Source organism: Empedobacter tilapiae (genome assembly GCF_004785645.1).
GTDB lineage: Bacteria > Bacteroidota > Bacteroidia > Flavobacteriales > Weeksellaceae > Empedobacter > Empedobacter tilapiae.
This window is the reverse complement of record NZ_SRPE01000005.1, coordinates 71,456-98,442: the sequence shown is the minus strand read 5'-3', so window position 1 is coordinate 98,442 and position 26,987 is coordinate 71,456. Positions and strand designations below refer to the sequence as shown.

The 26,987-nt window shown below is 28.2% G+C and carries 25 protein-coding genes; 21 read left to right on the top strand and 4 right to left on the bottom strand.

Features of this window, described 5'->3' with window-relative positions; genetic code table 11:
• The first annotated feature begins 7 nt into the window (after positions 1-7).
• The 20 genes from E4J94_RS07975 to E4J94_RS07880 all read left to right on the top strand — a co-directional run bounded on the left by E4J94_RS07975 (position 8) and on the right by E4J94_RS07880 (position 21,222).
• A complete protein-coding gene (locus E4J94_RS07975) occupies positions 8-1,195 on the top strand; it encodes a glycosyltransferase (RefSeq protein WP_246034282.1) in 1,188 nt (395 codons plus the stop codon).
• Complete coding sequence (locus tag E4J94_RS07970) at positions 1,182-2,093, top strand: glycosyltransferase family A protein (RefSeq protein WP_135835305.1); 912 nt, start codon at positions 1,182-1,184, stop codon at positions 2,091-2,093. The genes E4J94_RS07975 and E4J94_RS07970 overlap by 14 nt, the downstream gene beginning before the upstream one ends.
• A 3-nt stretch (positions 2,094-2,096) precedes the next feature.
• Positions 2,097-3,539: an MBOAT family O-acyltransferase gene (locus E4J94_RS07965; RefSeq protein ID WP_135835304.1), complete on the top strand. Its 1,443-nt coding sequence runs from the start codon at positions 2,097-2,099 to the stop codon at positions 3,537-3,539.
• A 3-nt stretch (positions 3,540-3,542) separates the two neighbouring features.
• Positions 3,543-4,475 (top strand): hypothetical protein, encoded by a 933-nt coding sequence (locus tag E4J94_RS07960; RefSeq protein ID WP_135835303.1) that lies wholly within the window; start codon positions 3,543-3,545, stop codon positions 4,473-4,475.
• Between the two features lie 7 nt (positions 4,476-4,482).
• Complete coding sequence (locus E4J94_RS07955) at positions 4,483-5,358, top strand: UbiA prenyltransferase family protein (protein ID WP_135835302.1); 876 nt, start codon at positions 4,483-4,485, stop codon at positions 5,356-5,358.
• Positions 5,348-6,670 (top strand): FAD-binding oxidoreductase, encoded by a 1,323-nt coding sequence (locus tag E4J94_RS07950; protein WP_135835301.1) that lies wholly within the window; start codon positions 5,348-5,350, stop codon positions 6,668-6,670. Before E4J94_RS07955 ends, E4J94_RS07950 begins: the two co-directional genes overlap by 11 nt.
• Positions 6,667-7,392, top strand: a complete 726-nt coding sequence (locus E4J94_RS07945; RefSeq protein ID WP_135835300.1) for an SDR family NAD(P)-dependent oxidoreductase — start codon at positions 6,667-6,669, stop codon at positions 7,390-7,392. Before E4J94_RS07950 ends, E4J94_RS07945 begins: the two co-directional genes overlap by 4 nt.
• Positions 7,392-7,985 (top strand): HAD-IB family phosphatase, encoded by a 594-nt coding sequence (locus E4J94_RS07940; protein WP_135835299.1) that lies wholly within the window; start codon positions 7,392-7,394, stop codon positions 7,983-7,985. Before E4J94_RS07945 ends, E4J94_RS07940 begins: the two co-directional genes overlap by 1 nt.
• 77 nt (positions 7,986-8,062) lie before the next feature.
• Positions 8,063-9,580 (top strand): hypothetical protein, encoded by a 1,518-nt coding sequence (locus tag E4J94_RS07935; RefSeq protein ID WP_135835298.1) that lies wholly within the window; start codon positions 8,063-8,065, stop codon positions 9,578-9,580.
• A complete protein-coding gene (locus E4J94_RS07930; protein WP_135835297.1) occupies positions 9,580-10,719 on the top strand; it encodes a glycosyltransferase in 1,140 nt (379 codons plus the stop codon). Before E4J94_RS07935 ends, E4J94_RS07930 begins: the two co-directional genes overlap by 1 nt.
• Positions 10,720-10,728: 9 nt before the next feature.
• A complete protein-coding gene (locus tag E4J94_RS07925; protein ID WP_135835296.1) occupies positions 10,729-11,280 on the top strand; it encodes a serine O-acetyltransferase in 552 nt (183 codons plus the stop codon).
• Between the two features lie 3 nt (positions 11,281-11,283).
• Positions 11,284-12,348 (top strand): glycosyltransferase, encoded by a 1,065-nt coding sequence (locus tag E4J94_RS07920; RefSeq protein WP_135835295.1) that lies wholly within the window; start codon positions 11,284-11,286, stop codon positions 12,346-12,348.
• 17 nt (positions 12,349-12,365) lie between these two features.
• Positions 12,366-13,424: an acyltransferase family protein gene (locus tag E4J94_RS07915; protein WP_135835294.1), complete on the top strand. Its 1,059-nt coding sequence runs from the start codon at positions 12,366-12,368 to the stop codon at positions 13,422-13,424.
• Positions 13,421-14,404 carry a glycosyltransferase family 2 protein gene (locus E4J94_RS07910; RefSeq protein ID WP_135835293.1) on the top strand — a complete coding sequence of 328 codons (984 nt, stop codon included), beginning with the start codon at positions 13,421-13,423 and terminating at the stop codon, positions 14,402-14,404. Before E4J94_RS07915 ends, E4J94_RS07910 begins: the two co-directional genes overlap by 4 nt.
• 6 nt (positions 14,405-14,410) lie before the next feature.
• Complete coding sequence (locus tag E4J94_RS07905; protein WP_135835292.1) at positions 14,411-15,529, top strand: EpsG family protein; 1,119 nt, start codon at positions 14,411-14,413, stop codon at positions 15,527-15,529.
• Entirely contained in the window at positions 15,520-16,266 is a 747-nt protein-coding gene (locus tag E4J94_RS07900) for a glycosyltransferase family 2 protein (protein WP_246034280.1), read from the top strand. Before E4J94_RS07905 ends, E4J94_RS07900 begins: the two co-directional genes overlap by 10 nt.
• Positions 16,253-17,356, top strand: coding sequence for a glycosyltransferase family 4 protein (locus E4J94_RS07895; protein WP_135835290.1), 1,104 nt, complete (start codon positions 16,253-16,255; stop codon positions 17,354-17,356). The genes E4J94_RS07900 and E4J94_RS07895 overlap by 14 nt, the downstream gene beginning before the upstream one ends.
• 3 nt (positions 17,357-17,359) lie before the next feature.
• Positions 17,360-18,154 (top strand): polysaccharide biosynthesis/export family protein, encoded by a 795-nt coding sequence (locus E4J94_RS07890; protein WP_135835289.1) that lies wholly within the window; start codon positions 17,360-17,362, stop codon positions 18,152-18,154.
• Positions 18,155-18,156: 2 nt separating this feature from the next.
• Positions 18,157-20,640 (top strand): exopolysaccharide transport family protein, encoded by a 2,484-nt coding sequence (locus tag E4J94_RS17690; protein WP_185145635.1) that lies wholly within the window; start codon positions 18,157-18,159, stop codon positions 20,638-20,640.
• Positions 20,641-20,646: 6 nt separating this feature from the next.
• Positions 20,647-21,222, top strand: a complete 576-nt coding sequence (locus E4J94_RS07880) for a sugar transferase (RefSeq protein ID WP_135835288.1) — start codon at positions 20,647-20,649, stop codon at positions 21,220-21,222.
• A 55-nt stretch (positions 21,223-21,277) separates the two neighbouring features.
• On the opposite strand, the gene E4J94_RS07875 is transcribed toward E4J94_RS07880, so the two are convergent.
• The 4 genes from E4J94_RS07875 to glmM all read right to left on the bottom strand — a co-directional run bounded on the left by E4J94_RS07875 (position 21,278) and on the right by glmM (position 26,489).
• On the bottom strand, positions 21,278-22,906 hold the full coding sequence (locus E4J94_RS07875; RefSeq protein WP_135835287.1) for an acyl-CoA carboxylase subunit beta: 1,629 nt from the start codon (positions 22,904-22,906) through the stop codon (positions 21,278-21,280).
• Positions 22,907-22,970: 64 nt separating this feature from the next.
• On the bottom strand, positions 22,971-23,564 hold the full coding sequence (locus E4J94_RS07870; protein WP_135835286.1) for an acyl carrier protein phosphodiesterase: 594 nt from the start codon (positions 23,562-23,564) through the stop codon (positions 22,971-22,973).
• Positions 23,565-23,640: 76 nt separating this feature from the next.
• Positions 23,641-25,014 carry a tetratricopeptide repeat protein gene (locus tag E4J94_RS07865; RefSeq protein ID WP_135835285.1) on the bottom strand — a complete coding sequence of 458 codons (1,374 nt, stop codon included), beginning with the start codon at positions 25,012-25,014 and terminating at the stop codon, positions 23,641-23,643.
• 92 nt (positions 25,015-25,106) lie between these two features.
• Complete coding sequence (gene glmM, locus E4J94_RS07860) at positions 25,107-26,489, bottom strand: phosphoglucosamine mutase (RefSeq protein WP_135835284.1); 1,383 nt, start codon at positions 26,487-26,489, stop codon at positions 25,107-25,109.
• 120 nt (positions 26,490-26,609) lie between these two features.
• Between glmM and E4J94_RS07855 the strand changes: the two genes are divergently transcribed.
• A complete protein-coding gene (locus E4J94_RS07855; RefSeq protein ID WP_135835283.1) occupies positions 26,610-26,924 on the top strand; it encodes a GlsB/YeaQ/YmgE family stress response membrane protein in 315 nt (104 codons plus the stop codon).
• The last annotated feature ends 63 nt before the right edge of the window (positions 26,925-26,987 follow it).

The window sequence follows — 26,987 nt, the reverse complement described above, 5'->3', positions numbered from 1 at the left end:
TAACCAAATGTCAAATCAACCTAAAAAAATTAAAGTGCTTTTTAGGCTTCGTTCGTTAGAAATGGGTGGAGTTCCGAGAGTAGTTTTAGATTTGTTACGAAACTTACCAAAAGATAAATTCGATTTTACTTTGATGCTTAATTTATATCAAGGTGAATTAGTAAAAGAAATTCCGGCTGATTTAAAATTGATTGTTGTAGAAAAAGGAAAAGAACAAATGAGTTCTAATTCTTTTATGCAGAAAATACAATTGATTTGGCGACGAATGAAACTAGAAGTTTATGATAAATTTCCTTCAATTTTATATAAATTAAAAGTTCCAGAAAAATACGATATCGAAATAGCTTCTAGCTATGCAGAATTTGATATGGTATTAAATTCTCCAGATAAAAATTCAAGAAAAATAGCTTGGTTTCATACTGATGTTACATATGATGTAAACCAAGAAAGAGCAAAAGCAAGAATAGATCAAATGAAAAAATTTGATCATGTTATTTTTTGTGCTGCACATATTAAGAATGTAATAAAAGAATTTTATGATGTAACTTATTCTAGTAGTTCTGTTGTCTACAATGCGATTCATACAGATAAGGTGAAAGAAAAAGCGTTAGAATTTGAAGTTAAATATGAAGAATTGAAGAAACCGATCTTTTGTTCTGTAGGACGTTTACATAGTAGAAAAGGTTATCATACGTTGGTTAATATTCATCGTAAATTAATTAAAGAAGGTTTTGAACATAGTATTGTAGTTTTGGGTGATGGAGAGGAAAAGAATAATTTAATAGAACAAATAAATCAATTAGGATTAAATGAATCATTTAAATTACTAGGCACAAAAATTAACCCTTATCCATATATCAAAAATGCTGATTATTTTGTATTACCAACAAGATCAGAAGCCTATCCTTTGGTAATAAATGAGGCATTAGCATTAGAAAAGCCAATAATCAGTACAAATGTTGGTGGGATTCCAGAGATGGTAGATGGAGGGGTTGATGGAATTTTAGTAAATTATGATGAAGAAGAGATTTATGAAGCGATGAAAAAAGTTTTTACTCAACCTGAATTGATTGAAAAAATCAAGCAAAATACCAAAGACTCATATAAGAAGTTTGACTCGAAAAAGATATATAATCAGGTAACTGAAATTTTTGAGCAACAAAATCAAATCAAACTTGAAAATGAGCGAAGTTAAAATTACAATTGTCACACCTTCATATAATCGTGCACATACATTGACCCGAGTCTATGATTCATTGAAAAATCAAATATTTAAAGATTTTAAATGGATCATAATGGACGATGGTTCTACTGATAATACAAAAGAATTGGTTGAATCTTTTCAAGAAGAAAATTTATTAAAGATTGAATATTTCTGGAATGAAAACCAGCATAAATTTGTTACTGTTTTTGAAGGAATTAAGAAAGTGACTTCTAAGTATTTTATGATTGTAGATTCGGATGATTCGTATCCAACAGATTCGTTACAAATATTATTTGATGAGGTTGAACAAATTCAAAATCAAGACGAATATATTTCTGTAATGGGATTGTCGCAATATACAGATGGAAAAATTGTAGGAGATCAATATCCAAATAATGGTTTTGATGGATCTATTTTCGATATGAGATATAAGTATAAAGTGCGTGGAGATAAGTTTGGTATTTTTATAACAAAGACTTATCAACAGTTGTTGAAAAACTTTGATTATTCATTATACAAAAACAAAGGATATATTCCGCAAACAGTATTTTTTAATACTTATGATGCTAATGGAGTAAAAACTAGATTTGTTAATAAAGTTGTTCGTAACTATCATTTGGATGAATCAGATGAGAATTCTGTTTCGAATACACGTTGGAGTGGAAAAAACACTTTTGGATTAATGGAAGGTTATCGCTCATTTCTAAATTCTTATGGAAAAAAACTTTTTAATTATCCAAAAGCTTTGATTCGTAACTTAGTTGGATATCAAGTGTATTCAATTATTAATCAACGAGATTTATCAGAGATAAATAAAGAATTGAAGCAATTTAAAATGTTATCAACATTGATTTATCCGTTGTCTTATCTATATTATAAACAGAAATAAAATATGTTATTTAATTCTATTTCTTTTGCGGTTTTTTTACCAATCGTGTTTACTCTTTATTGGTTATTGAGAAAGAATTTAAAATTTCAAAATATCTTGCTTTTAGTAGCGAGTTACTATTTCTATGGTTGTTGGGATTGGCGTTTTATGTTTTTGTTAGGGTTTTCTACATTTTTAGACTACTATTCAGGAATAAAAATAGAAGAAGCTACTTCTCAAAAACTAAAAAAAATATGGTTAACAATCAGTATTGGGATTAATCTTGGTTTTTTAGGCTTTTTTAAATATTATAACTTCTTTGTAGATTCTTTTGCAGAAATGTTAAATGGATTTGGTTTGGAAGTTCATCCTTGGACATTGAATATAATTTTGCCAGTAGGTATCTCGTTTTATACTTTTCATGGGTTATCTTATATTATTGATATTTATTATGGAAGACTAAAAGCAGAGCGAAATGTAGTAGATTATTCGGTTTTCGTAAGTTTCTTTCCATTGTTAGTTGCAGGACCTATAGAAAGAGCGACGCATCTTTTACCTCAGATAAAAAAGAAAAGAGTTTTTGATTATTCTCAAGCTGTAGACGGAATGCGCCAAATTCTTTGGGGGTTATTCAAGAAAATGGTGATTGCTGATAATTGTGCAATTTATGCGAATGAAATATTCTCGAATCCTGAATCGCAGTCAGGATCTAATTTAGTTTTAGGAGCTATTTTCTTTACATTTCAGATTTATGGAGACTTTTCTGGGTATTCTGATATTGCACTTGGTGTAGCTCGTTTGTTTGGGATTAATTTATTGAAAAACTTTAATTATCCTTATTTCTCTCGTGATATTGCTGAATTTTGGAGACGTTGGCACATTTCGTTATCAACATGGTTTCGAGATTATTTATACATTCCATTAGGAGGAAGTAAAGGAGGAAATTGGATGCGTGTTCGCAATACATTTATCATTTTTATTGTAAGTGGTTTTTGGCACGGAGCGAATTGGACCTTTATTTTTTGGGGATTCTTGAATGCGTTATTTATTATGCCTTCTATTTTATTAAAAACGAATCGAAATAATTTAGAAATTGTTGCACAGGATCGAATGTTGCCAAGTTTCAGAGAATTATTTAATATGATTTTGACATTTAGTTTAACAGCTTTGGCCTGGATATTTTTTCGTGCTAATTCAGTTACACATGCGTTTGAATATATTGGAGGAATTTTTAATCAGTCACTTTTTTCATTCCCTACTTTACGAAAAAGTGCTTTAGCTACGTTGATTTTAATTGCATTTTTATTGGTGATAGAATGGATTGGAAGAAGAAATAATTATGGAATAGAGAAGTTTTTATTTTCTAAACCAAAATGGGTGAGATGGTGTTTCTATGCTTTTGTTGTGATGTTAATCGGTTTGTTTTTACAAACAGAAGAAAGTCCGTTTATTTATTTTCAATTTTAAAAGATGAAGAAGTTTTTAATTAATTCAGGTCTATTCTCTTTATTTGCAATTGTATTTTATATTACTATAATGCCACTTTGGAGTTCAGTTTTACCATTTTATATGTCTAAAAATGTAAGAAGCTGTATGGGATGTTATGGACATACATTTTCACGAATGCAAGATGCACAAAAAATTAAAAATATTGATGTTTTGATTGTAGGTTCTTCGCATGCATATAGAGGAATTGATCCCAGAATTTTGAAGAAAGATGGAATTACAGCTTTTAATTTAGGCTCAAGTGCTCAAACACCCATCAATACAAAGGTTTTGTTACATCAATATTTGGAACAAATTAATCCTAAACTTGTTGTTTATGAAGCGTATGCAGGAACAATGAATATAGATGGAGTGGAGTCTTCTTTGGATATTTTAAGTAATAATAAAATTGATCTCAATTCAATTGAAATGGCAAATGAAGTGCATAATTTATTAGCGTATAATACTTTAATTTTTTCAGGATTTCGTCAAACTTTTGGTTTGAATAGGAAGTTTAAAGAAGAAATTAGTCAAGGAGGGGATACTTATGTTTCTCTTACGGGATTTGTAGAAACAAAGTTTAGAAAAAATATATTTGATAAAGAAAATTTTTCGAATTGGGATTTAAGAGAAAATCAAAAAGAAGAATTAATTAATAATATTAAGTTTATAAAAAGTAAAGGGATTGAAGTCTACATTGTGCAAGCGCCAATTACAAATGATTTATATAAATCAATTAGTAATCATAATGAAGTGGATCAGTTTTTAGATAAATTAGGAAATTATAAGAATTACCAAAATTTAATTGAATTAAGAGATTCTACAGATTTTTTTGATAATAATCATTTGAATCAAATTGGAGTAGAAAAATTCAATAGACTTTTGAGTAAAGATTTAAAAAATATTTTAAAAAAATAAATGTTTAATGTTAAACTATCTAAAACTTATAAGAGTTAATCAATGGGTGAAAAATCTCTTTGTATTTTTACCAATATTCTTTTCTGGAAAATTATTTGAAATAGATTTATTTATAGAATCATTTTATGGGTTTCTAATATTTTCTTTTGTAGCAAGTAGTATCTATATTATAAATGACTATGTAGACATAGAAAAAGATAAAAAACATCCAGAAAAGAAAAATAGACCATTAGCAAGTGGGAAGATTTCTAAATCAAATGCGTTAACTTTATTCTTTGTATTAATCTTTATTACATCTCTATTGATTTGGTTTTTAGGAAATAAACAAGTTGCAATATTAATTGCAATTTATTTCTTTATGAATCTAGCTTATTCATTTAAACTTAAACAAATAGCTATTTTAGATGTTATCATTATTGCTACAGGATTTTTACTAAGAGTCTTTGTAGGAGGATATATGACAGGAATCCTAGTAACAGATTGGACAATTTTATTGGTTTTTGATTTGGCGCTGATTCTAGCCTTAGGAAAGAGAAGAGGAGAATTAATTAATGCCGATTTAGAAGGAATTACAAGAAAATCTCTGGATGGTTACAATCTAAATTTTCTTAATTCTGCATTGTCACTTACTTGTACTGTGGCTGTTATTTGCTATATGATGTTTATTGTTTCACCAGAGACACAATCCAAATTTCACCACTATATTATTTACACCTTTGTTTTTGTTTTTGCAGCTGTTTTACGCTATTTGCAACAGACATTTGTATATATGAAAACAGAATCACCTACTAAATTAATTTTTAAAGATCATTTTTTACAGTTTTTAATTATAATGTGGGGAATTAGTTACGTTTTATTGATTTATTTTAACAATGGAAAATAAAAAATTAACCCCAGTTGCTAATTGGGGACTTTATCCGTCTATAAAAGCCAATGTTATAACTCCTACTACAATTTTAGAATTTCAGGAAGTAGTTCTTTCAAATGAAGAATTAATTGCTCGTGGAAATGGACGTTGTTATGGAGATGCATCATTGCAGAATACTATTATTTCTACTTCTAAATGGAATAAATTTATTGAGTTTGATAGAGAGCATGGAATAATAGAAGTAGAGTCAGGAGTTTTACTGTCTGAAGTTTTAGAAATTTCAATTCCTTCGGGTTATTTTATTTCCGTTACTCCAGGTACAAAATTTATTACTGTTGGTGGTGCGATAGCATCAGACGTACATGGAAAAAATCACCACATTGATGGTTGTTTCTCTGATCATTTAATTCATTTTGATTTAATGATCGAAAATGGAGATATTTTACGTTGTTCAAGAAATGAGAATACAAATTTATTTTGGACAACAATAGGAGGAATGGGTTTGACAGGAGTTATTCTTTCTGCTCGATTTATGATGAAAAAAATAGAAACAGCCTATATTCGAAATGAAGCTATTCAAGCTAAGAACCTAGACGAAATTTTCGAATTATTTGAATCTTCAGAATCTTGGACATATAATGTAGCTTGGCTAGATTGTTTACAAAAAGGAGTTACTTTAGGCAAGTCTATTATGTTGCGTGGTGAGCATGCTGCTTTAAGTGAATTACCAGAAAAATTAAAGAAAAATCCTTTATCTATAAAAAAGAAGTTGAATTTAAATATTCCCTTCTTTTTTCCAAATTTTGTATTAAATCCTTTATCAATTAAGATCTTTAATTGGTTATATTTTAATAAACAAGGGAAAAAACATTTGAAAAATATTGTTGATTATGAGACGTTTTTCTATCCATTGGATGCTGTTCATAATTGGAATCGTATTTATGGTAAAAATGGATTTATTCAATATCAATTTGTTATACCAAAAGAACAAGGGAAAGAAGGAATGCGAAAAATTTTAGAAACAATTGCAGCCAGTGGAAATGGTTCTTTTTTAGTTGTTTTGAAATTATTTGGAGAAAATAATTTACAAGCTTATAATTCTTTTCCTATGAAAGGCTACACTCTTGCTTTAGATTTTAAAGTGAATAGTAAACTTGAAAAACTGATTGCAAGTTTAGATAGAATTGTCATGGATTATGGAGGGCATATTTATCGTACAAAAGATGCGATGTCTAATCCAGAATTAACAGATTATTTAAAAAATATTGGTTCAGAAAAATTTGAATCAATGCAAAATGAACGTATCAATAGATTTAAACAAAAATGATAGTAATAGGGTCTAATTCAGATGTAGCAACAGCTTTTGTAGAAAAGGTTTTGAAGGAAGGGAATCGTTTTCCAATAGTATATTTATTTACATCAAATATTGAGAAAACAGCCAAGTTAGCTCAACATATTTATACAAAGTACGAGCAGAAATGTGAAATTGTTCATTTTGATTTAACAAAAGAGAATGATTATACAAAATTAAATTATATAGATTCTGAATTATTATTTTGTGCTGCAGGATATTTAGGAAAAAATTCTGAAGAAGGTTTATATGATGATTGGAATACAAAGCAAATTGTAGAAATTAATTATTCGAAATTGATTGGTTTAATAAATCATTTTGCTGAAAAATTCGAAAAGAAAGGTTCTGGTACTATTATCGGATTGTCATCTGTAGCAGGAGAACGAGGTCGTCAAAGTAATTTTATATATGGCTCTGCAAAAGCAGGATTTACAGTTTATTTATCTGGTTTGAGAAATTATTTGTTTCATAAAAAAGTTCATGTAATGACAGTTATTCCTGGTTTTATGGATACTCAGATGACAGCAGATATTGAAACACCAAAACCATTGACTGCTCAACCAGAACAAGCAGCAAGTATTATTTATAAAGCTTATACAAAAAAGAAAAATGTTGTTTATGTAACTTTTGTTTGGTGGGGAATAATGATGATAATTCGAAACATACCTGAATTTGTTTTCAAAAAACTGAAAATGTAATGAACCGTAATTTATATCTCTTCGATTTTGATGGAACTATAACCAAAAAAGATACTTTATTTGATTTCTTAAAATTCTCTTTTCCTGAATCCTATTTTATTAATTATCTTATGTTTATCCCGTTTTTCGTGGCATCTAAATTAAAGTTAATTAAAGCAAGTTTGGTAAAAGAAAAATTTATTTCAAAATTTTTGAAAGGTAAATCTTATGTTGAAATTAATCGGTTAACTCAAAATTATTTTGAACAAAATCATAAAGACTTAATTTATTCAAAAGCAGATGAATATATTAAATCTTTAAGTAATTATAATGATAAATTTATTGTTTCTGCTTCAATAGATTTCTGGATACAACCTTTTGCAGATTATTATGAAATGGGATTAATTTGTACGAAAGCTAAATTTGATGAACAAGGTTTTTTTACAGGTAATTTTGCTTCTGAAAATTGTAATTATGAAGAGAAGAAAAATAGAATAGAAAAAGAAATTGATTTGTCTATGTATGATGAGATAATTGCTTTTGGAGATACAAAAGGTGATGAGGCAATGTTTTCTCTTGCTTCAAAGGCTAATTTTAAGTATTTCAATAATTAAGGAATAAATTTATAAAATTGCTTTTTTTATGTATTGAGGATTTAAAAATCTTATATTTGCGTTCCAAAACCTAATTTATGAAAGATTCTTTGAATAAGAGTAGAATTTTTATTGCTTCAATATTAATTATACTTCTTAAATCTTTATTTTTTTTTACACGCCACATACAAGAAGATGCATTGATTTCTTGGCGAGTAGCTAGAAATATTATAGAATATGGTGTTTATGGTTACAACGGTATAGAAAAAATTTCAGCATCTACGACTCATCTTTATGTTTTTGTAGGAGTTATTTTTCAATCTGTTTTTGGAGAAGGAAATTTTATTTATCCACTTCTTATATTCAATACAATTCTTTTAACAATTGGTATATATTGGTTAGGGAAATTATTTTTTAATTCAACGAATAAGATTATTCTATTTATTTTATTTGTAAGTTTTCTCCCTCCGGCTATTAAAATGTCTATTTTAGGAATGGAATTCGGAATGTTATTTTTTTTCTATATAGCTCTAATTAAATATGGCTTTGTTGAAAGAAAAAATTGGGCTTTTATTGTAATGCCAATTCTCATTCTTTGGACACGTATTGATACATGTGTTTTCTTAGGATTATTATTTATTTACGATATTGTAAAACAACGTAAATGGAATACAGCTCTTATGATTGGAGGAGTTTTAGCTGTATTATCTACAATTTTTTTTAACTGGTTTTATTTTGGAGAAATTGTAAATAATACGATAACTTCTAAAAAAAATAACTATTCTAACCCTACTTTACTTGAACGTTGGGCAGAGTTTAAATATTTTGGTCCAAATTACTTTGGTATTGTTAAGTTCCCAATATCTATCTATAATTTTTCAACTATAATCTTATTTTTAATTTCAATAATTTGTTTAATTATTTTAAACAAAAAATGGAAGACAAAGGAGGCTGATAAGAGTAAAGTTATTTCATTTTTATTCTTTTTTGGGGTTGTAAAAACTATAATTTTTGGAACAGCAAATTCGTGGTTCGATTGGTATTATTGGATTCCCCAAATTTGTTTGTTTTTACCTATTATATTAATTGTTTTAGATTCTGAAAAATATAGAACTCTATCAATCGCTTATTTAATTTTCCTTTTTGTTCCGTTAACTTCATATCAAGCAGTACATTCAATTGCTACAGGACATGGAGAATGGAATTATGCCCGAAAAATAGGTTTATATTTAGATTCGATAGAGCCTAATAAAGAAAATTATATTTTCTTAGAACCAGCAGGTTATATTCCTTATTTTTCTAAATTGAAAGTGATTGATTATGTAGGTTTAGTTGATAAGAGGTTAACTGAGGAAAATATCGTTAAAAATGGTAAAGAAGTTGGTTTTTCTAATTTAATTAATAAAGCAAAACCTAAATATATTTTAGAAGATTTTAAACCAATGTTCAAAGGAGAATTGGCTGATAAAACAATCTATGATGATTATGAATTAATCAAAGAGTTTAAAATTAACAATGTCGCAAAGTCCGATAATCCAATTTTAGATAAAATATACAAATTCAAACCATCTGGTCGAAATTTCTATTTGTATAAACGAAAATCGACTGCGAAATAATGGTTGCTAAAAAGAAAATATTAATACGTATTGGTTCACTTCGTCATGGAGGTGCTGAAAAAGTATTAGTGACTTTTTTGAAAAACTTATCTTCAGATAAGTACGAAATTGATTTGTTATTAAATCTATATTCGGGTAAATATCTCAAAGATGTTCCATCTTGGATTAATATTTATTATCTGAACAAAGGCGAAATGATTACAACAAATCGTTTGCAAGATATTCCACAAAAGGCTTATCGGGTAATTTACCAAAAGATTTTGAAGATATTTCCAAAGATTCTTTATAAAAATATTTTACCAAATAAAAAATATGATATAGAGTTTGCTGCAATTCATGGAATTGCAGACGAAATTCTTAATTCTCCTATTAAATCTTCAAAAAAAATCGTTTGGATACATAATGATTTATCCAATATTCCTGAGTATACAGAAGAACGATTAAAAAAGTTTTTCGGATTTGATAAAATTCTCGTGATTTCGAATAAAATAAATGAATTGTTTTTAGATTTAGCGGATTCTGAAGTTGAAAAACAGAAAATTGTTCGTATTTATAATCCGATCGATGTCGACGAGATATTAACTCTTGCAAAAGAACCTTGTGATTTAAAAAAGAAAGAGGGGGTCAAAACTTTTGTTTCAATTGGTACAGTTTTTCCTCAAAAAGGATTTGATCGATTATTAAGAGCACATCGACGTTTATTAGATGAAGGTTTTCAACATAATGTATGGATAGTTGGGGATGGTTATGATTTTCCTACTATCGAGAACTTATTTTGGGAATTAAAAGTTGAAGAAACAGCTAAATTGATAGGTTTTAAAGAAAATCCTTATCCTTATTTTACACAGGCAGATTACTATATTTTATCATCTCGTTACGAAGGATATCCTACTGTTTTATTTGAAGCAATGGTTTTAGCTAAACCTATTATTGCAACAGATGTTTCTGGCGTTCGCGAAATATTGAATGAAGGAGAGTTAGGTTATATTATTCCAAATGATGAGGATGAAATTTACAATTCAATGAAATTTTTTCTTGAAAATAATGATTTTGTTGAAAATTACACTATTACTATTCAGTCAAAAAGCTTACCTTTTACATTGAAAAATGCGGTTGAATCTATAGAACAAAATTTTTAATCAAATTTTATGAAAACAATTATACAACAAGATTTTTATAGAAATTTTGGTTATTGGACAGACTTTCCTTTTTTGAAAGGTTTTATGAATCCAGGTTTTCGGTATATTTATTTTTTACGAAAAGCACAACAATATTCTTCAAAACACTTTTTTGGGTTTGTTTATCGTTTATTGTTACGTCATTATTCTATCAAATATGGTTATCAAATTTCTGCAAGAACAGAAATTGGTCCAGGACTTAATTTAGGACATTGGGGAACTGTAGTTGTTAATCCTAAATGTAGAATTGGTAAAAATTGCAATATTGCACATGGTGTAACTTTGGGACAAACTAATAGAGGTAAAAAAAAGGGTTTTCCAGTTTTAAAAAATGATGTTTGGGTTGGAACAAATGCAGTGATTGTTGGAGGAATAATAATAGGTAATAATGTTTTGATTGCACCAAATAGTTATGTAACGGAAGACGTTCCTGATAATTCAATTGTAACAGGAAATCCGATGAAAGTTATTTCAAATGAAAATGCTACAGAAGGTTATATTAATAATAGAATTGAGGATTAAAATTTGAAAACGATACTTTTTATATTACCTGATCTTAATCAAGGAGGTGCCGAACGTGTTATAACTACACTTTGCAATGAGTTGGATAGAACGAAATTTTGTCCAAAATTAGTCTTGTTTAAAAAACAAGGATATTATCTGAATCATCTAAAGTCAGATGTTGAGATAATAGAATTAAATATTTCTCGAATTCGGTATTCTATTTTTAAAATTATTCCATTAATAAAAGAAATGAAACCCGATATTGTTTTTACAGGTTGGGGAGAAATTTCAGCATTTTTATCACCGTTAATACCATTCTTTTCGAAAACAAAATTTATTGCGAGAGAAACTAACGTTGTTTCGAAACATGTAACTCGTAAAGAAATTCTATTTTTTTATCGTTTTTATAACAATTTTCATCAAATTATTGCTCAAAGTGATGATATGAAAAATGATTTAATAGATAATTTTAAGATTAATCGTTTGAAAGTAAAAAAAATTAATAATCCAGTTGATTTTGATTTAATTAATCGATTAAAAGAAGAAAATAATATTGAAAATTATAACACGAGCTATAAAAATATTATTGCAATAGGAAATTTATCACCAAGAAAGGGGTTTGATTTATTACTAAATGTGATGAGTGAATTGAAAACGGAAAATATTAAATTAACAATTCTGGGTGATGGGGTTTTTAAAGAAGAATTACTTCAACAAAAAAAACAATTAGGATTGAACAATGTTACTTTTCTTGGGAAAATGAGTAATCCATTTGTGTATTTAAAAGAAGCAGATTTATTTATTCTTTCGTCTCGTTATGAGGGATTTCCGAATGTTTTGTTAGAAGCTGGGGCTTGTGGTACGTATAGTTTGGCAAATAATGCACCTGGGGGAATTAATGAAATTATTCAAGAAGAAATAAATGGTGAAATTTTTTCGATAGAAGATTCGAAAGGATTTGCAAAAAAAATAAAAGAAATTTTGAAGAAATCTCACGATAAGAATAGAATTATAGGAAGTATTTATTCAAGGTTTAGTAAAAAGATAATAATCGAACAATATGAAAATTTGTTTAATTTAATATAAATTAAAATCAACGATTTATGAAAAATAACCGAATTGATATTCTTGATGGCTTTAGAGTTTTAGCTATTCTTATCGTAATGTTATATCATTTTTATAGTTCATATCCAGAATTGTATCATTATAATTTTGATAGTTCTATTTTTTATTTTGGTTACTTAGGGGTTGAATTCTTTTTTATGATTTCGGGCTTTGTTATTTTTATTACATTAAATAATTCTAAAAGCTTTATAGAGTTTATTAAAAAAAGATATATACGTCTTATGCCTGGGATGTTAATATGTTCAATTATAACATTTTGTGTTTTTAGAACTACCGACTTGACATTTTTTTTACAAGGAAAAGAGTTTAAAAATCTATTATTTTCTAATACATTCCTTTCACCAAGTATTCCTAATAAGTTATTGGGAACCAACTTTGGTTATATGGATTATGCTTATTGGTCACTTTGGGTTGAAATTATATTCTATGTTCTCATTTCAGTATTATTTTTTATAAATAAAAAGACCGTCATATTAAATTTTAGTATAATATCAATATTAGGAACTGTGATGTGGTATTTTTTTGGAACTGAGGAAAATTTGCTTCAACTTTCTATTCACGGAACAATACATAAAATATTGAGTTATATACCATTTGTTAGTTTCTTAATTTGGTTTTTGATAGGGATCATTATATCAAAATTATACTTAGAGAAAGCTGATTATAAAAACATAATTTATTTGATTTTTCTTTTTGCGTTGGTATATATAACTTCAGAAAAGCAGGAATTAAAATGGTTTGTTATTATAAGTGCTATCGTTTGGTTTGTTTTTTTGTTTAGAAATTCATGGCTTAATTTTTTAGGAGGTAAAATAATGTCAAAATTAGGAAGAACAAGTTATAGTGTTTATTTAATTCATCAGATGGTCGGTTTAGTAATTATTATAAAATTATCACCTTATTTTGGACAATATAATTGGATAATCCCCATTTTATTAATTGTTTTATTTTTTGGATTTGGACTTTTTAGTTTTCAATATTTAGAGAAACCAATAGGAAAAAAAATACATAATATTTTATTCAAAAAAAACAAATGAATCCATTATTATCAGTTATTGTACCTGTTTATAATACAGAAAAATATGTTTCGAAATGTTTAGATTCTATTTTGAATCAAACATTAAAAGATATCGAGATAATTGTTATAAATGATGGATCGAAAGATAATTCGCAACAAATTATAGATGAATATTGCAAAAAAGATAATCGTATAAAATCTACTATCAAAGACAACGGAGGATTAAGCGAAGCGCGTAATGTTGGAATTGAGAAAGCCTTGGGCGAATTTATTGCTTTTGTAGATTCGGATGATTATATCGATCTTGAAATGTTTGAGAAAATGATTGATTTAGCAAAAAAGCATCAGTCAGAAATTGTATTGTGCGATTTGGTAAAGGTTGATGAAAATGGGAGAGAGTTTCGATACTTACCACAATCTCCACAATTATTAAACAAAATTGTGTTAAAAGATGATTTTACAATTTTTGGTGAAATGAGTTGTTTTGCGTGTAATAAAATCTTTAAAAAATCTTTATTTGAAAACCATAAATTTAAATTAGGGATTCATTTTGAGGATATAGAATTAATTCCAAAATTGGTATTAGATTCGACAATCATTTCTAAAATTAATGAACCTTTGTATAAATACTTTGAACGGGAAAATTCTATAACAAAAACGCATACTGAAAAAGGCTTGGATATGTTTCTAGCTGTAAATGAGGTGACGAATTATTTTTATAAAAGTAAATACAATACATTTGTAACAGAGTTAAAACGTTTTCAAATTATTCAAGGCTATTATTCGTATTTGGCTTATGTGGCTTATGTGAAAAATAAATCGTTAAAAATACAGCTACTAAATGAATTAAATGAATTCTTGAAAACGTGTAAATTATCTAAAAAAGAGATTAGAAAATATAAACGTTTTGATATTAACTACCTAAATTCATTACCATTGAAAAAAAGAATTTATTATTATATATCTTTTATAAATCTCCAATTATTACTAAAATTTTAATTTGTAGTGAGTTTTATTTATTTATTCATATTCGCATTTCTTGTAATTCTTTCTGTATTAGAGTATTCTAATAAAAAAGTTAGTAAGCAATTATATATCCTAGTTATTGTGATTATGTGTTTCACAGCAGGATTTGGTTATGGCTTGAGTCCTGATTGGGTTGCATATTTTCAGACTTTTAGAATGTTAGGAGATATAGGATGGTCAGAATTTGATCAATTTACAGAACTAACAAGTATGGAACCAGGATATTTGGTATTGAATAAGATACTTGTTGATTTTGGTTTTGACTTTGCAATGGTGTCCTTAACTGTAGCAGCGATATCGTTAGCTCTTAAAACTTCTACATTTTACAAATATGGGGGATATCCTTTTCTAGTTCTGTTTATTTATGCAATGCCAAACTTTATGTTTGAAGAACATGTGCATATAAGACAAGGTTTAGCAAATGCGTTTACTGTTTACTCTATTCGATATGTAATTGATCGTAAGTTAATAAAATTTTTGATATGTATAGTTATAGGCTATCAGTTTCATGAATCTGTTATTATATTTATTTTAGCTTATTGGATTGCGCCAATGAAATTTGATGAAAAATTTATTGGATGGATAGTTGCATTTTCTATTATTGGATTTTATACAGGATTAAATTCTATAATAGAAGTTATAATGCAATTTATGCCTATTGGACAAGATAAATTTGAGAGTTACGGGAGTCAATTGTATGATCAGGGAGATGGTGTAGCAGTAGGAGATTTTGTTAAAATTATTTCAATTTTATCTATTATTGTATATAATAAATATGCAGCTCACGATAAGTTATATTGCTACTTTAGGAACCTTTTTGTATTTGGAGTGTTACTATATTTTTTCTTAGGAAAGGGAATTTTTGGAGTAAGGTTACCAGGGTTTTATTTAACATTCTTAGGATTAACAGTAGGTCGATTAGTTTATTCATTCAATGGAGATAAATTTAAACGTAATTTTATTTACCTGAGTTTTGTATCATACACAATTTTATTAATTTTTTGGTTTCAAATTAAGCAAGGACATAATTCAAACTTTGCTAATTATAGAACAATTTTTAATAAGGAAGCTATTTACGGATTATGGAGATGGAATTAGTATCAATCATAACACCATGTTATAATTCAGAAAAGTATATAACTGAAACTTATCAATCAATAAAGAATCAAAGTTATACAAATTGGGAATGGATTATTGTTGATGATTATTCTAGAGATAATTCTGTACTCGTTATTCGTTCGTTTAATGACGAAAGAATAAAATTGTTTGTTCAAGAAAATAATCAAGGGGCAGCAAATGCTAGAAATTTAGCATTAAGTAATGTAAGTGGAAGATATATAACATTTATAGATAGTGATGATTTGTGGCTACCTAACTTTTTAGAAACAACAATTCATTATTTGAAAAATAATAATGAAAATTTAGTGTATACAAGTTATAAAAGAGTTGATGAAAATTTAAAACCTTTATTAAAAGATTTTATAGCAATTGATAAAGTAGATTATGGTAGAATACTTTATAATTGTCCAATTCCAATGTTAACTTCTGTTTATGATTCTTCTGTGATAGGAATCATAAAATTTCCTCAAGTAGAGTTAAGAGAAGATCATGCAATGTGGATTGAATTGTTAAAAAAAATAAAATATGCTAGAGCAATAGAGGAGTCATTAGCTATTTATAGGATAAGAGAGAATTCAGTCTCAAGAAATAAATTTAATATAGCCTTAAAACAATATAATGTTTATAGAAAGTTTTTGAAAATGAACTTTTTAAATTCAGCTTATTATACTTTTTTTTGGGCTTTAAACGGATTAAAGAAATATGGGAAACTTTAAGTTATTAGAATATCTTTATACACTAAGTATATCACCTATTTATATAAATGTTTTTGGCGCATTTTTTTTTGCATTAATCATTACATTAATTTCGATACCAAAAATTATAAGAATTTCCTATAAAAAACAATTAATGGATGTGCCTGGTGAAAGAAGTTCGCATGTTAATAAAGTACCAACATTAGGAGGAGTAGCTTTATTTTTTGGAATTGTAGTTTCTACATCTATTTTTGCAACGGATTTAGGAGTTAATTATTCATTTTTTCTTTCAGCAATTACAATTCTTTTTTTTATAGGTTTAATGGATGATCTCTTAGTTGTTGCGCCAGATAAAAAACTTTATGGTCAGATAGTAAGTACAATTTTTATTATTTTCGGATCAGGCATTATGATTAATTCTTTTTCAGGATTATTTGGAGTATATCAAATTCCCTATTTATTAGGAGTTGTACTTACTACGTTTGTATTTATAGTTCTTATAAATGCATATAATTTGATAGATGGTATAGATGGGCTAGCTACAGGAGTAGGAATAGTTATTAGTTCATGTTTTGTTTATATTTTTTATAGAATTTTTGATTACGGTATTGGAATATTAGCAATTAGTACAATTGCTGTATTACTTGGATTTGGAAGATATAATCTTTCTAAAAAATTTAAAATTTTTATGGGAGATACAGGTTCAATGGTTATTGGTTTTATATTGACTTTTATGGCAATACGTTTTCTATATATAAGTGAGAATTCAAATTTAGGTTTAAAAACAGCTCCAGTACTTTTACTTTTTATATTCGTAATTCCAATTGTAGATACGCTTTATGTATTTACAATAAGAATTTTTAGAGGAAGAAGTCCTTTCTCTGCAGATAAGAACCATTTACATCATCAATTTCTGAAATTAGGATTCAACCACATAAAAACTTCAATTATTCTAGTGATAATTAACATTTTTTTTATAATCGTTGGCTATTATTTTAGAAATATTGAAATTAATAAACTATTTTTGATCTTTATTGTTTTATCAATAAGTTTTGTTCTCTCTCTAAGATATATTGTAATATTTAAAAATAATAAAAAAATATCATTATAAGAAATGCTTTACTTAAAATCAACTTTAACCAAAACCGCTATTTTATTGATTTTGCTGAATTTATTTTCATGCATATCGTTAAAAGACATTCAATTAATCCAACCTGATCAGAATTTAAAATTAGATTCAAACGGTAAAATTGCTTTCGATAAACCAGAATATTATATTCAAAAAGGAGATCGAGTATTAATAAATATTTCGAGTGCATCTAATGCATCGATGGGAATTCTTAGTGATTTTATTTCTTCTGGAAATCAAACTTTTGTTCAAGGAGAAAACTCTGGAGTATTAGTAAGAAAAGATGGAAATATCGAATTACCAAGAATAGGAAATGTTTATTTAGAAGGATTAACAATAGAACAAGCTCGTAAAAAAATTCAAAACGAATTCTATAAAATATATGATGAAAAAGGAACATATATTGATGTGAATTTAGCTGGAATAGAATATACAGTAGTAGGAGAAGTGCTGCAAGGAACATTTAGGGCAAATAAAAGAGATTTGACTATTTTAGAAGCTTTTTCAAGAACTGGATCAAATAATATTTACGCTGATTTAAAAAATGTTCGAATTATTAGAACTGATTTAGATGGAACAAAGCAGGTATATGTCGACTTAACAAAAGAATCTATTATGAATTCTGAGTATTATTGGATTCAGAATAATGATATTATTGTTGTTAATCCTCGTAAAGAAAAAGTTTGGGGTGTAGGACTAAATCCTCTTACTGTTGTTACTACTGTAATGGGGGCAATTGCAACAATTTTAGGAGTTTATTTATTCTTTGATAAAATATAATAATGGCAAATACAACAATTGATCAAAAAAGTAAGAAAAAACAATCTGACTTTATTGATGTAGAGAGATTAATTCCAAGATTGCTTAATGCTTGGCCTTTATATTTCATTTCTATGTTAATTGCTTTAGCTGTAGCTTATTATTTAAATAATTGGAAACTGAATAAAATTTACTCAGCAAATACTACATTTAAGATTAAAGATAATAATTCATCTAATAATACATTAGCATCAAATTCTATTAACTTTATTTGGGGAGGAAACGCAAATAAAATAGATGGATTAACTTATACATTATCTTCACGTATTCATAATGAAAAAGTTGTAAAAAGGACAGAGTCTTATATTTTTTATACAGCTGAAGGTAGGTTGAAAAAATCTAATATTTATAAATTAGATGCGCCATTTCATGTTCATATAGATACTTTACATCAGCAAGTAGCGAATGTAGAAATTAAAGTAAAACCAAAAGATAATAATTCTTTTTATTTTGAAGTTGAGAATAAGAATGGTTCGCTTTATCAATTTACAAAAGATAGTATTATTAAATCAGATGTTATTAACCTTCCAAAAATTGGTTACTATAATAAATGGATGGTTGGACGAAATTATAAAATGATGTTAACTCGTTCTAATATTCCTTTTTATGAAAATATAATATCGTTTAAATTAGTACCAATAAAAGTTGCAACAGCAAGAACAACTCAAAATTTTAATGTATCAAATCCTTCTAAAATTTCGAGTATTATATCCGTTTCTAAAAATGCTGAAAGTTTAAACGAAGCTGTAGATTTATTAAATAATTCAATTCAAGTTTTAATAGAGAATGAACTAGCAGAAAGAAATCTTTCTGCTTATAAGACTCGTAAATACTTACAAGATAGAATTTCTGTTGTAAAACTTAAATTAGATAGTGCAACCAACAATTTACAAGAGTTGCAGAAGAAAACAGGAGTTTATAATTTTGATACAAAGAAAGTAGAACTTTTAGGGAAACTTACTGAATTAGATAAAGAACGCGTAACTCTAGAAGAGAAAATCAATGCATTACATCGTTTAATGCCTAAAAAATCAAGTAGTGTTGATAATCTAATTGCTCTTAATATAGCTGGTCTTGATGTTTCTTACTACATGACTAATGTGGATCAATTAGATAATCTTGAAAATCAGCGTGAGCAGATGCTTAAAGTCTATAAGTCTAATACAGATGAGATTAGAGAAATCGACCGTAAATTAGCTAAAACAAGAAATAATATTTCGAATGTAGTTAATGCTCATTTACAAAAGCTAAATACTGATTTATCTATGATTAACGCTAAGTTGACGGAATCTGAATTTAAAGCGAAAGATTTGCCTTACGAAGAAATTGAATTCGTTGAAGCAAATCGTGGATTTGAATTAAATAGTACATTATATTCAACTTTAATTAATCAATTAAATACAACAGATTTATCTTTAGCATCTATTGTATCTGATATCACGATTATTGATCCTGCTAAAAATCAAGGACAAGGATCTATTTATCCTAATCCACAACGTAATTATTTAATAGCTTTAGGAATTGGTTTATTGATTCCTTTGGTATATGTTGTGATTAAAGAATTGTTAGATTTTAAAGTTCGAGTTTTAAAAGATATTACAAATCGTACTAGCATTCCAATTATTGGTTTAGTTGGTCCTTTGGGTGATAATTCTCCTTTAGTTGTAATCAATAATCCAAAATCTGGAATTTCAGAATCATTTAGATCAATTCGTTCAAATCTAAAATATTTGTATAAGAATCCAAGACTTAATGAATATAATAAAACAATTTTAGTAACCTCATTTATTGGAGGTGAAGGGAAGACTTTCAATGCGATGAATATTGCTAGTTCAATTGGTTCTATGGATAAGAAAACAGTTCTAGTTGGACTAGACTTACGTAAACCAAAAATCTTTGATGATTTTAATATCAATAATAAAGTTGGTGTTACAGATTATGTTGCAGGGGATTTAGAACTTAATCAAATTACTCAGCGAACAATTTTACCTAATTTAGATATTATTACAGCAGGTCCAATTCCTCCAAATCCTTCGGAATTGATTTTGAGTAAACGAATGGATCAATTATTTGTTGAGTTGAAAGAGAAATATGAATTTGTAATTATAGATTCGCCACCGATAGGATTAGTAACAGATTCTTATGATTTAATGCGTTATGCAGATTGTACATTATATGTAACGCGTTACAACTACTCGGAGAAAAACTTTATCAATGCGATCTCTAATAAATACGACGAAGGAGAAGTTTCGAATGTCGGAATTATCTTCAACGATTTTCAAATTAAAACTGGTTATGGCTACGGATATGGTTATGGTTACGGATATGGTTATGGCTACGGATATGGTTATGGCTACGGATATTTTGCTGGAGATGAGAATTTTGATAATTCATCGTTCGGAAAAATAAAACGTTTAGCTTCTCGAATTAAAAGTAAATTCTTTTAATTGAAAATGATCTTAAAGAACATATTTGATTATATACTTGCGTTAATCCTACTAATTTTTTTAGTGGGATTAATTGTTTTGTTAATTATCATAAGTTCTTTGGATACTAACGAATTTGGTCTTTTTACTCAAACAAGAGTAGGCAAGAACGGAAGATTTTTCAAGATTTATAAAATCAGAACGATAAATGGAATCTCTAAATCGACGATAACAACCAATCAACATCAAATTACCAAAATTGGAAAGTTTCTTCGCGATTATAAATTAGATGAATTACCTCAATTGTTTAATATCTTAAAAGGAGAAATGAGCTTTGTAGGACCTCGACCAGATGTTACTGGTTATGCTGATAAACTACTTGGAGAAGATAGGATTATGTTGAAAGTAAAGCCTGGAATAACTGGTCCGGCTCAATTGAAATATCGTAATGAAGAAGAAGTCTTATCCAATGTAAATGATCCTATCAAATATAATGATGAAATTATTTGGCCAGATAAAGTCAAAACTAATGTAGAATATGTAAAGAATTGGAGTTTTCAACAAGATTTGCTTTATATGTTTCAAACAATATTCAAAAAATAAAAAGAGAATCCAATTTTAGGATTCTCTTCTATATTTTAAAAATAATTTTATTTTTCTAAACTTGAATAACACCTAAATTAAATTGTTTTTCAATAGGAGAATGATTTGCTGCTTCAATTCCCATAGAAATCCATTTACGTGTATCTAAAGGATCAATAATTCCATCTGTCCACAAACGTGCTGCCGCATAATAAGGACTTGTTTCATCATTGTATTTTGCTGTAATTTCGTTCAGAAGTTCTTGTTTTTTTACTTCATCAACTTCTATACCTTGCGCTTTCAAAGTAGCTTCTTTGATTTGTAACAATACTTTCGCCGCTTGCTCACCTCCCATAACTGCCAATTGAGCCGAAGGCCAAGCTGCAATTAATCTAGGATCATACGCTTTTCCGCACATAGCATAATTTCCAGCTCCATAAGAATTACCAACTACGATTGTAAACTTAGGTACGACAGAGTTAGAAACAGCATTTACCATTTTCGCTCCGTCTTTAATAATTCCACCATGTTCAGATTTAGATCCAACCATAAAACCAGTTACATCTTGTAAGAAAACTAACGGAATTTTCTTTTGGTTACAATTCGCAATAAAACGAGTGGCTTTATCCGCAGAATCTGAATAAATCACTCCTCCAAACTGCATTCCGTCTTTTTTAGACTTCACAATTTTACGTTGATTAGCTACGATTCCAACTGCCCAACCATCAATACGTGCATAAGTACAAATTATAGATTTTCCATAATCAGGTTTGTATTCATCCAATTCAGAATTATCAACAAGTCTGTTAATAATATCATACATATCGTATTGTTCCGCACGAGATTCAGGTAAAATACCATAGATTTCTTTCTCATCTAAAGCAGGTTTTTTTGTTTCAATTCTATTAAATCCGGCTTTTTCATAGTCGCCAATTTTACCAACGATAGATTTTATTCTGTCCAACGCATCTTTATCGTCTTTGGCTTTATAATCAGTTACACCAGAGATTTCGCAGTGAGTCGTTGCTCCACCTAAAGTTTCATTGTCAATATCTTCTCCAATTGCTGCTTTTACCAAATAACTTCCTGCCAAGAAAATAGAACCTGTTTTGTCTACAATCATAGCTTCGTCGCTCATAATTGGTAAATAAGCTCCACCAGCAACACAACTTCCCATTACAGCAGAAATTTGAGTAATTCCCATTGATGACATAATTGCATTGTTACGAAAAATTCGTCCAAACATTTCTTTATCAGGAAAAATTTCGTCTTGCATAGGTAAATAAACACCTGCGCTATCTACCAAGTAAATAATTGGCAGTCTGTTTTCCATCGCAATTTCTTGCGCACGTAAATTCTTTTTACCTGTAATTGGGAACCAAGCACCAGCTTTTACCGTAGCATCATTTGCAACAACAATACACTGTTTACCAGAAATATAACCGATTTTTATAACAACACCTCCCGAAGGACATCCGCCGTGTTCTTTGTACATTTCATCACCAGTTAAAGCACCAATTTCTATAGACGGTTTTTTATCATCAAGAAGATAATCAATACGTTCTCTAGCAGACATTTTTCCTTTGCTATGTAATGCATCGATTCTTTTTTGACCTCCGCCAAGGTAAACCTGATTTAGTTTTTGGCGCAGTTTAGAAAGTAATAATTTGTTATGATCCTCTCTTTTATTGAAAGTTAAATCCATTGTGGTTTTTTGTTTGTTTACAGCCCTAAACTAATGAATTTTCTTGAATTGCTAAAATCGAATTTTACTCTTGAAAATTGAATGATATAAAGTTTTTACAATGAAGTTCTAACAGAGGGAAAAAAGAGAGGAAATCATTCTCAAGTTTAGAAAAATTTCTTTCAAATTCAGGAATAATTTGATGTAGATTATTTTGAAATTTTGTTCTACTTCCAATTCCTTTTAATGTTTTTTGTACTCCTTCTATTGTTGAATAATTTTCAAACCAATCATATTTTATTAAATAAAATATGATTTCTTGTGTTTTTTTTTGGAATGAGTCATATTCATTTTCAAAAAGTTGATAACAATCTGATTTGAATTTTTCGAAAGGAGTTTCTGAAAAATTATTCCAATGTTTAATTAAGAAATAATCATAAATTACATCAATAATAATTGGTGCAAATTTGTGTTGAGTTTCGTGAAAGTAACTAGAGCTTTGCTTCACTATTTCGTGAGAATCAGTAAATGTATCAATAGAACGATGTAGTAAAATTCCTTTCTGAATATCATCATCGTAATTAAGGTATTGTTTTCCTTTTACAGTTTCTCCGAGAAGATTTCCGATTTGAAGAGATTTATTTTCAAAAGATAAATATTGATGTGCGACAAAGTTCATAAGAAATCGTTGATACCTAAAGATACATAATTTTTTATTGTTATTAAATTATGTTAACATCAATAAGTTTGTAAAATTAGTTTTGATTTAAACTTTCAATTTTTTCTTGAAGAATAGGATAATTTTCTATCATCATATCTTTGATATTTCTATCCATACTTAATGCATTGCTTAATGCTTCGTTTCCTAATGAATCTTGATTCGTCAAATAATAAACATTACTCAATTGGTAAAAAAATTCTGCTCGATTGAAATTTTTCAGAGCTCCACCAAGTAATACTGCAATAGCTTGGTCGTATTCTCCAACAGCAATCAAAGTTTCGACATAAGCAAACCAAGTGTTAAATACTAAAGGTTTTAATTCAACCAATTTTGCTAGGTTTTTTATAGCTTCTTCAAACTTCATTTGTTTTAAGAAATAGTAGGTAGAATTTGTGTAATATTCTGGATTGTTTTCGTTCAACTCTATTGCACGTTGAATGTAATAGTCTGCTTCTTCGAGATTTCCCATTTTATCATATAAAGCAGCAGATTTTGCCCAAACTTTATCTAATTGAGGATCTTCTTTTATTGCAATATGATAAGCTTTTAATGCTTTTTGAGGTTTTTCTAATTTTTCGTATAATTCTCCGATTTTAAAATGAGTAACAGCAGGAGAATCATCATATTCTAATGTTTCTTCTAAAGTTTCTATTGCTTGATTATATTTACCTAATCCCTCTAGAGAAGCAGCTTTGTTAGTATGTCCAGCTATAGAATTTGGATTAATAGCAATAACAAAGTCTAATGCATTAATAGCCTCATCATACATCTTTTTATGATTATACAATAATCCTAATTGTAACCAAGAAACTTCAGAATAAGGATTATCGTCGATAAAATCTTTCAAAAAATTAATGCATTCGTCTGGATTATGAATCTCTTCATAACATTGAATAATGGAGTAGAATGAATAATCATTTTCAGGATTAAATTTTAAAGCTTTTCTAAAAGCTATTAAAGCAGAATGAACTTCATCTAAATTAAGATATTCGTTTCCAATACAATTACAGATAAAATCAGTTTCTTCATCATCAAGTAGCAAAGCTTCTTCGTAAAAAGTAATTGCTTTTCGGGGCATATTTTTCATTCCCCAAAAACGTGCTTGGACTAGAATATAATCTAATTCATTAGAAGCTAAATCTTTTAATTCTTGAATTAGTTTTGCAGAATGCTTTAATTCATTGATAGAAAGAAAATATTCAATTTTCTTAATTTTAATATCTAGATTTTCAGGATGCATTTTTTCGGCAAAATCTAGAGCACGTTTTGCATATTCACTATCATTTACCTCAATGTAAAACTCAATAATTTCGACTAAATCTTCAGAATCGTAATATCTATATTCACGATTGTCAAGCATTTGCTCAAAACCTTCAATCAGTTCGTTATTAAAAAAATCTTCGTCCATAGTATCAGACTAATTTACAAAATAAAATGTGCAAAAATCCTAACGAATTGTTAGAGTTTTGCACATTTATTAAACAATTAAAATAGATTGTTTTAGATAATATTTTTTATGCTTTCGATCATTTTATCAGCTAATTTATTTGCATTTTCTTCTGAAGTACTTTCAGTATAAATACGAATAATTGGTTCTGTGTTCGATTTTCTTAAATGAACCCATTCTGTAGGGAAATCAATTTTAACTCCATCAACTGTATTGATTTCTTCGTCTTTGTAAACTTCTTGAATTTTAATTAACAATTCGTCAACATTAATTTCTGGTGTTAATTCAATTTTCTTTTTCGCCATAAAATAAGCAGGATATGAAGCTTTCAATTCAGAAACCGATATATTTTGTTCAGCCAAATGTGTTAAAAATAAAGCAATTCCTACTAGAGAGTCGCGTCCGTAGTGCAATTCTGGATAAATAATACCTCCATTACCTTCTCCACCAATTTTAGCATCAACGTTTTTCATTTCAACAACAACGTTTACTTCCCCAACAGCAGAAGGTGAATATTTTTGTCCATATTTTTCTGTTACATCACGTAATGCACGTGAAGAAGATAGATTAGAAACTGTAGCTGAAGGTGTTTTGGATAAAACATAATCTGCAACAGCAACCAAAGTATATTCTTCACCAAACATATTACCTTTTTCATCGATAATTGCTAAACGATCAACATCGGGATCAACAACAATTCCGAAATCAGCTTGTTCATCAACTACTTTTTTACAGATATCACCTAAGTGTTCTTTTAAAGGCTCAGGATTATGAGGAAAATGTCCGTTTGGTTCACAATACATATCGTAATGAATAACTCCTAAACGTTGTAATAGCTTAGGAATTGCGATTCCTCCTGTTGAATTAACAGCATCAATTGCAACTTTGAAGTTTTTATCTTGAATTGCTTTTGTGTTTATTAATGGCAATGCTAAAATTTTCTCGATATGTAAATCAATAGCATCATCAAAAGTTTCATAAGAACCTAAATCATCAACTTCAGCAAAGGTATAGTCATCTTTATCTGCGAAAGCTAAAATTTGAGCTCCATCTTCAGCGGAAACAAATTCTCCTTTTGCATTCAATAATTTCAAAGCATTCCATTCTTTTGGATTGTGAGAAGCTGTTAAGATAATTCCTCCATCTGCGTGCAAATGAGTTACCATAACTTCTACGGTTGGTGTTGTAGATAAGCCCAAATCCACAACATTAATACCTAATCCTTGTAAAGTTGAACAAACGAGTTGTGATACCATTTGTCCAGAAATACGAGCATCTCGCCCTACAATTACTTTATATTCTGATTTATTTGATTGATTTTTTAACCAAGTTCCATATGCAGCGGCAAATTTTACAGCATCTATAGGCGTTAAATTATCTCCTGGTTTTCCTCCGATTGTTCCTCGAAAACCTGAAATTGATTTAATTAGAGACATAAATTTTATTTTTATAGTGATACAAATTTACAAAATCCAAAATCTTTTCTTATCTTTTTGGAACGATTTTAGTTAAGTTTTGCTTAACAATTTACACAACTATAAAAAACATTATTAATTATGACGACAATTTCATTTATTATGTTAGGTATTACTGGAGTTTGGAGCTTCCTAGTTTATCTTGTATTCGGACTAATTTGTGCAGGAATTGCAAAAGCTATAATGCCAGGGAAAGATCCAGGTGGATTTTGGGTTACAGCTTTAATAGGTATTATAGGAGCTTACTTAGGAGCTTATATGCGTACTATTTTAGGAATTTCTCATGATGGAGAAGTTAGTTTTTTTAGTCCATTGGATTGGATTTTTTCAATTTTAGGATCTTTAATTTTATTATTTATTTGGAAGAAGTTATTAGCTCCAATGTTTAATAAATAATTTAATTGTATGATATAAAAAAATCCTTTATCAATTTTTGATAAAGGATTTTTTTATATTCTT

What these genes read in the sequence shown, in the direction of transcription:
- E4J94_RS07975 (WP_246034282.1), top strand. Translation starts at nt 8, where the DNA reads ATGTCAAATCAACCTAAAAAAATTAAAGTGCTTTTTAGGCTTCGTTCG.
- E4J94_RS07970 (WP_135835305.1), top strand. Translation starts at nt 1,182, where the DNA reads ATGAGCGAAGTTAAAATTACAATTGTCACACCTTCATATAATCGTGCA.
- E4J94_RS07965 (WP_135835304.1), top strand. Translation starts at nt 2,097, where the DNA reads ATGTTATTTAATTCTATTTCTTTTGCGGTTTTTTTACCAATCGTGTTT.
- E4J94_RS07960 (WP_135835303.1), top strand. Translation starts at nt 3,543, where the DNA reads ATGAAGAAGTTTTTAATTAATTCAGGTCTATTCTCTTTATTTGCAATT.
- E4J94_RS07955 (WP_135835302.1), top strand. Translation starts at nt 4,483, where the DNA reads ATGTTAAACTATCTAAAACTTATAAGAGTTAATCAATGGGTGAAAAAT.
- E4J94_RS07950 (WP_135835301.1), top strand. Translation starts at nt 5,348, where the DNA reads ATGGAAAATAAAAAATTAACCCCAGTTGCTAATTGGGGACTTTATCCG.
- E4J94_RS07945 (WP_135835300.1), top strand. Translation starts at nt 6,667, where the DNA reads ATGATAGTAATAGGGTCTAATTCAGATGTAGCAACAGCTTTTGTAGAA.
- E4J94_RS07940 (WP_135835299.1), top strand. Translation starts at nt 7,392, where the DNA reads ATGAACCGTAATTTATATCTCTTCGATTTTGATGGAACTATAACCAAA.
- E4J94_RS07935 (WP_135835298.1), top strand. Translation starts at nt 8,063, where the DNA reads ATGAAAGATTCTTTGAATAAGAGTAGAATTTTTATTGCTTCAATATTA.
- E4J94_RS07930 (WP_135835297.1), top strand. Translation starts at nt 9,580, where the DNA reads ATGGTTGCTAAAAAGAAAATATTAATACGTATTGGTTCACTTCGTCAT.
- E4J94_RS07925 (WP_135835296.1), top strand. Translation starts at nt 10,729, where the DNA reads ATGAAAACAATTATACAACAAGATTTTTATAGAAATTTTGGTTATTGG.
- E4J94_RS07915 (WP_135835294.1), top strand. Translation starts at nt 12,366, where the DNA reads ATGAAAAATAACCGAATTGATATTCTTGATGGCTTTAGAGTTTTAGCT.
- E4J94_RS07910 (WP_135835293.1), top strand. Translation starts at nt 13,421, where the DNA reads ATGAATCCATTATTATCAGTTATTGTACCTGTTTATAATACAGAAAAA.
- E4J94_RS07900 (WP_246034280.1), top strand. Translation starts at nt 15,520, where the DNA reads ATGGAATTAGTATCAATCATAACACCATGTTATAATTCAGAAAAGTAT.
- E4J94_RS07895 (WP_135835290.1), top strand. Translation starts at nt 16,253, where the DNA reads ATGGGAAACTTTAAGTTATTAGAATATCTTTATACACTAAGTATATCA.
- E4J94_RS07890 (WP_135835289.1), top strand. Translation starts at nt 17,360, where the DNA reads ATGCTTTACTTAAAATCAACTTTAACCAAAACCGCTATTTTATTGATT.
- E4J94_RS17690 (WP_185145635.1), top strand. Translation starts at nt 18,157, where the DNA reads ATGGCAAATACAACAATTGATCAAAAAAGTAAGAAAAAACAATCTGAC.
- E4J94_RS07880 (WP_135835288.1), top strand. Translation starts at nt 20,647, where the DNA reads ATGATCTTAAAGAACATATTTGATTATATACTTGCGTTAATCCTACTA.
- E4J94_RS07875 (WP_135835287.1), bottom strand. Translation starts at nt 22,906, where the DNA reads ATGGATTTAACTTTCAATAAAAGAGAGGATCATAACAAATTATTACTT.
- E4J94_RS07870 (WP_135835286.1), bottom strand. Translation starts at nt 23,564, where the DNA reads ATGAACTTTGTCGCACATCAATATTTATCTTTTGAAAATAAATCTCTT.
- E4J94_RS07865 (WP_135835285.1), bottom strand. Translation starts at nt 25,014, where the DNA reads ATGGACGAAGATTTTTTTAATAACGAACTGATTGAAGGTTTTGAGCAA.
- glmM (WP_135835284.1), bottom strand. Translation starts at nt 26,489, where the DNA reads ATGTCTCTAATTAAATCAATTTCAGGTTTTCGAGGAACAATCGGAGGA.
- E4J94_RS07855 (WP_135835283.1), top strand. Translation starts at nt 26,610, where the DNA reads ATGACGACAATTTCATTTATTATGTTAGGTATTACTGGAGTTTGGAGC.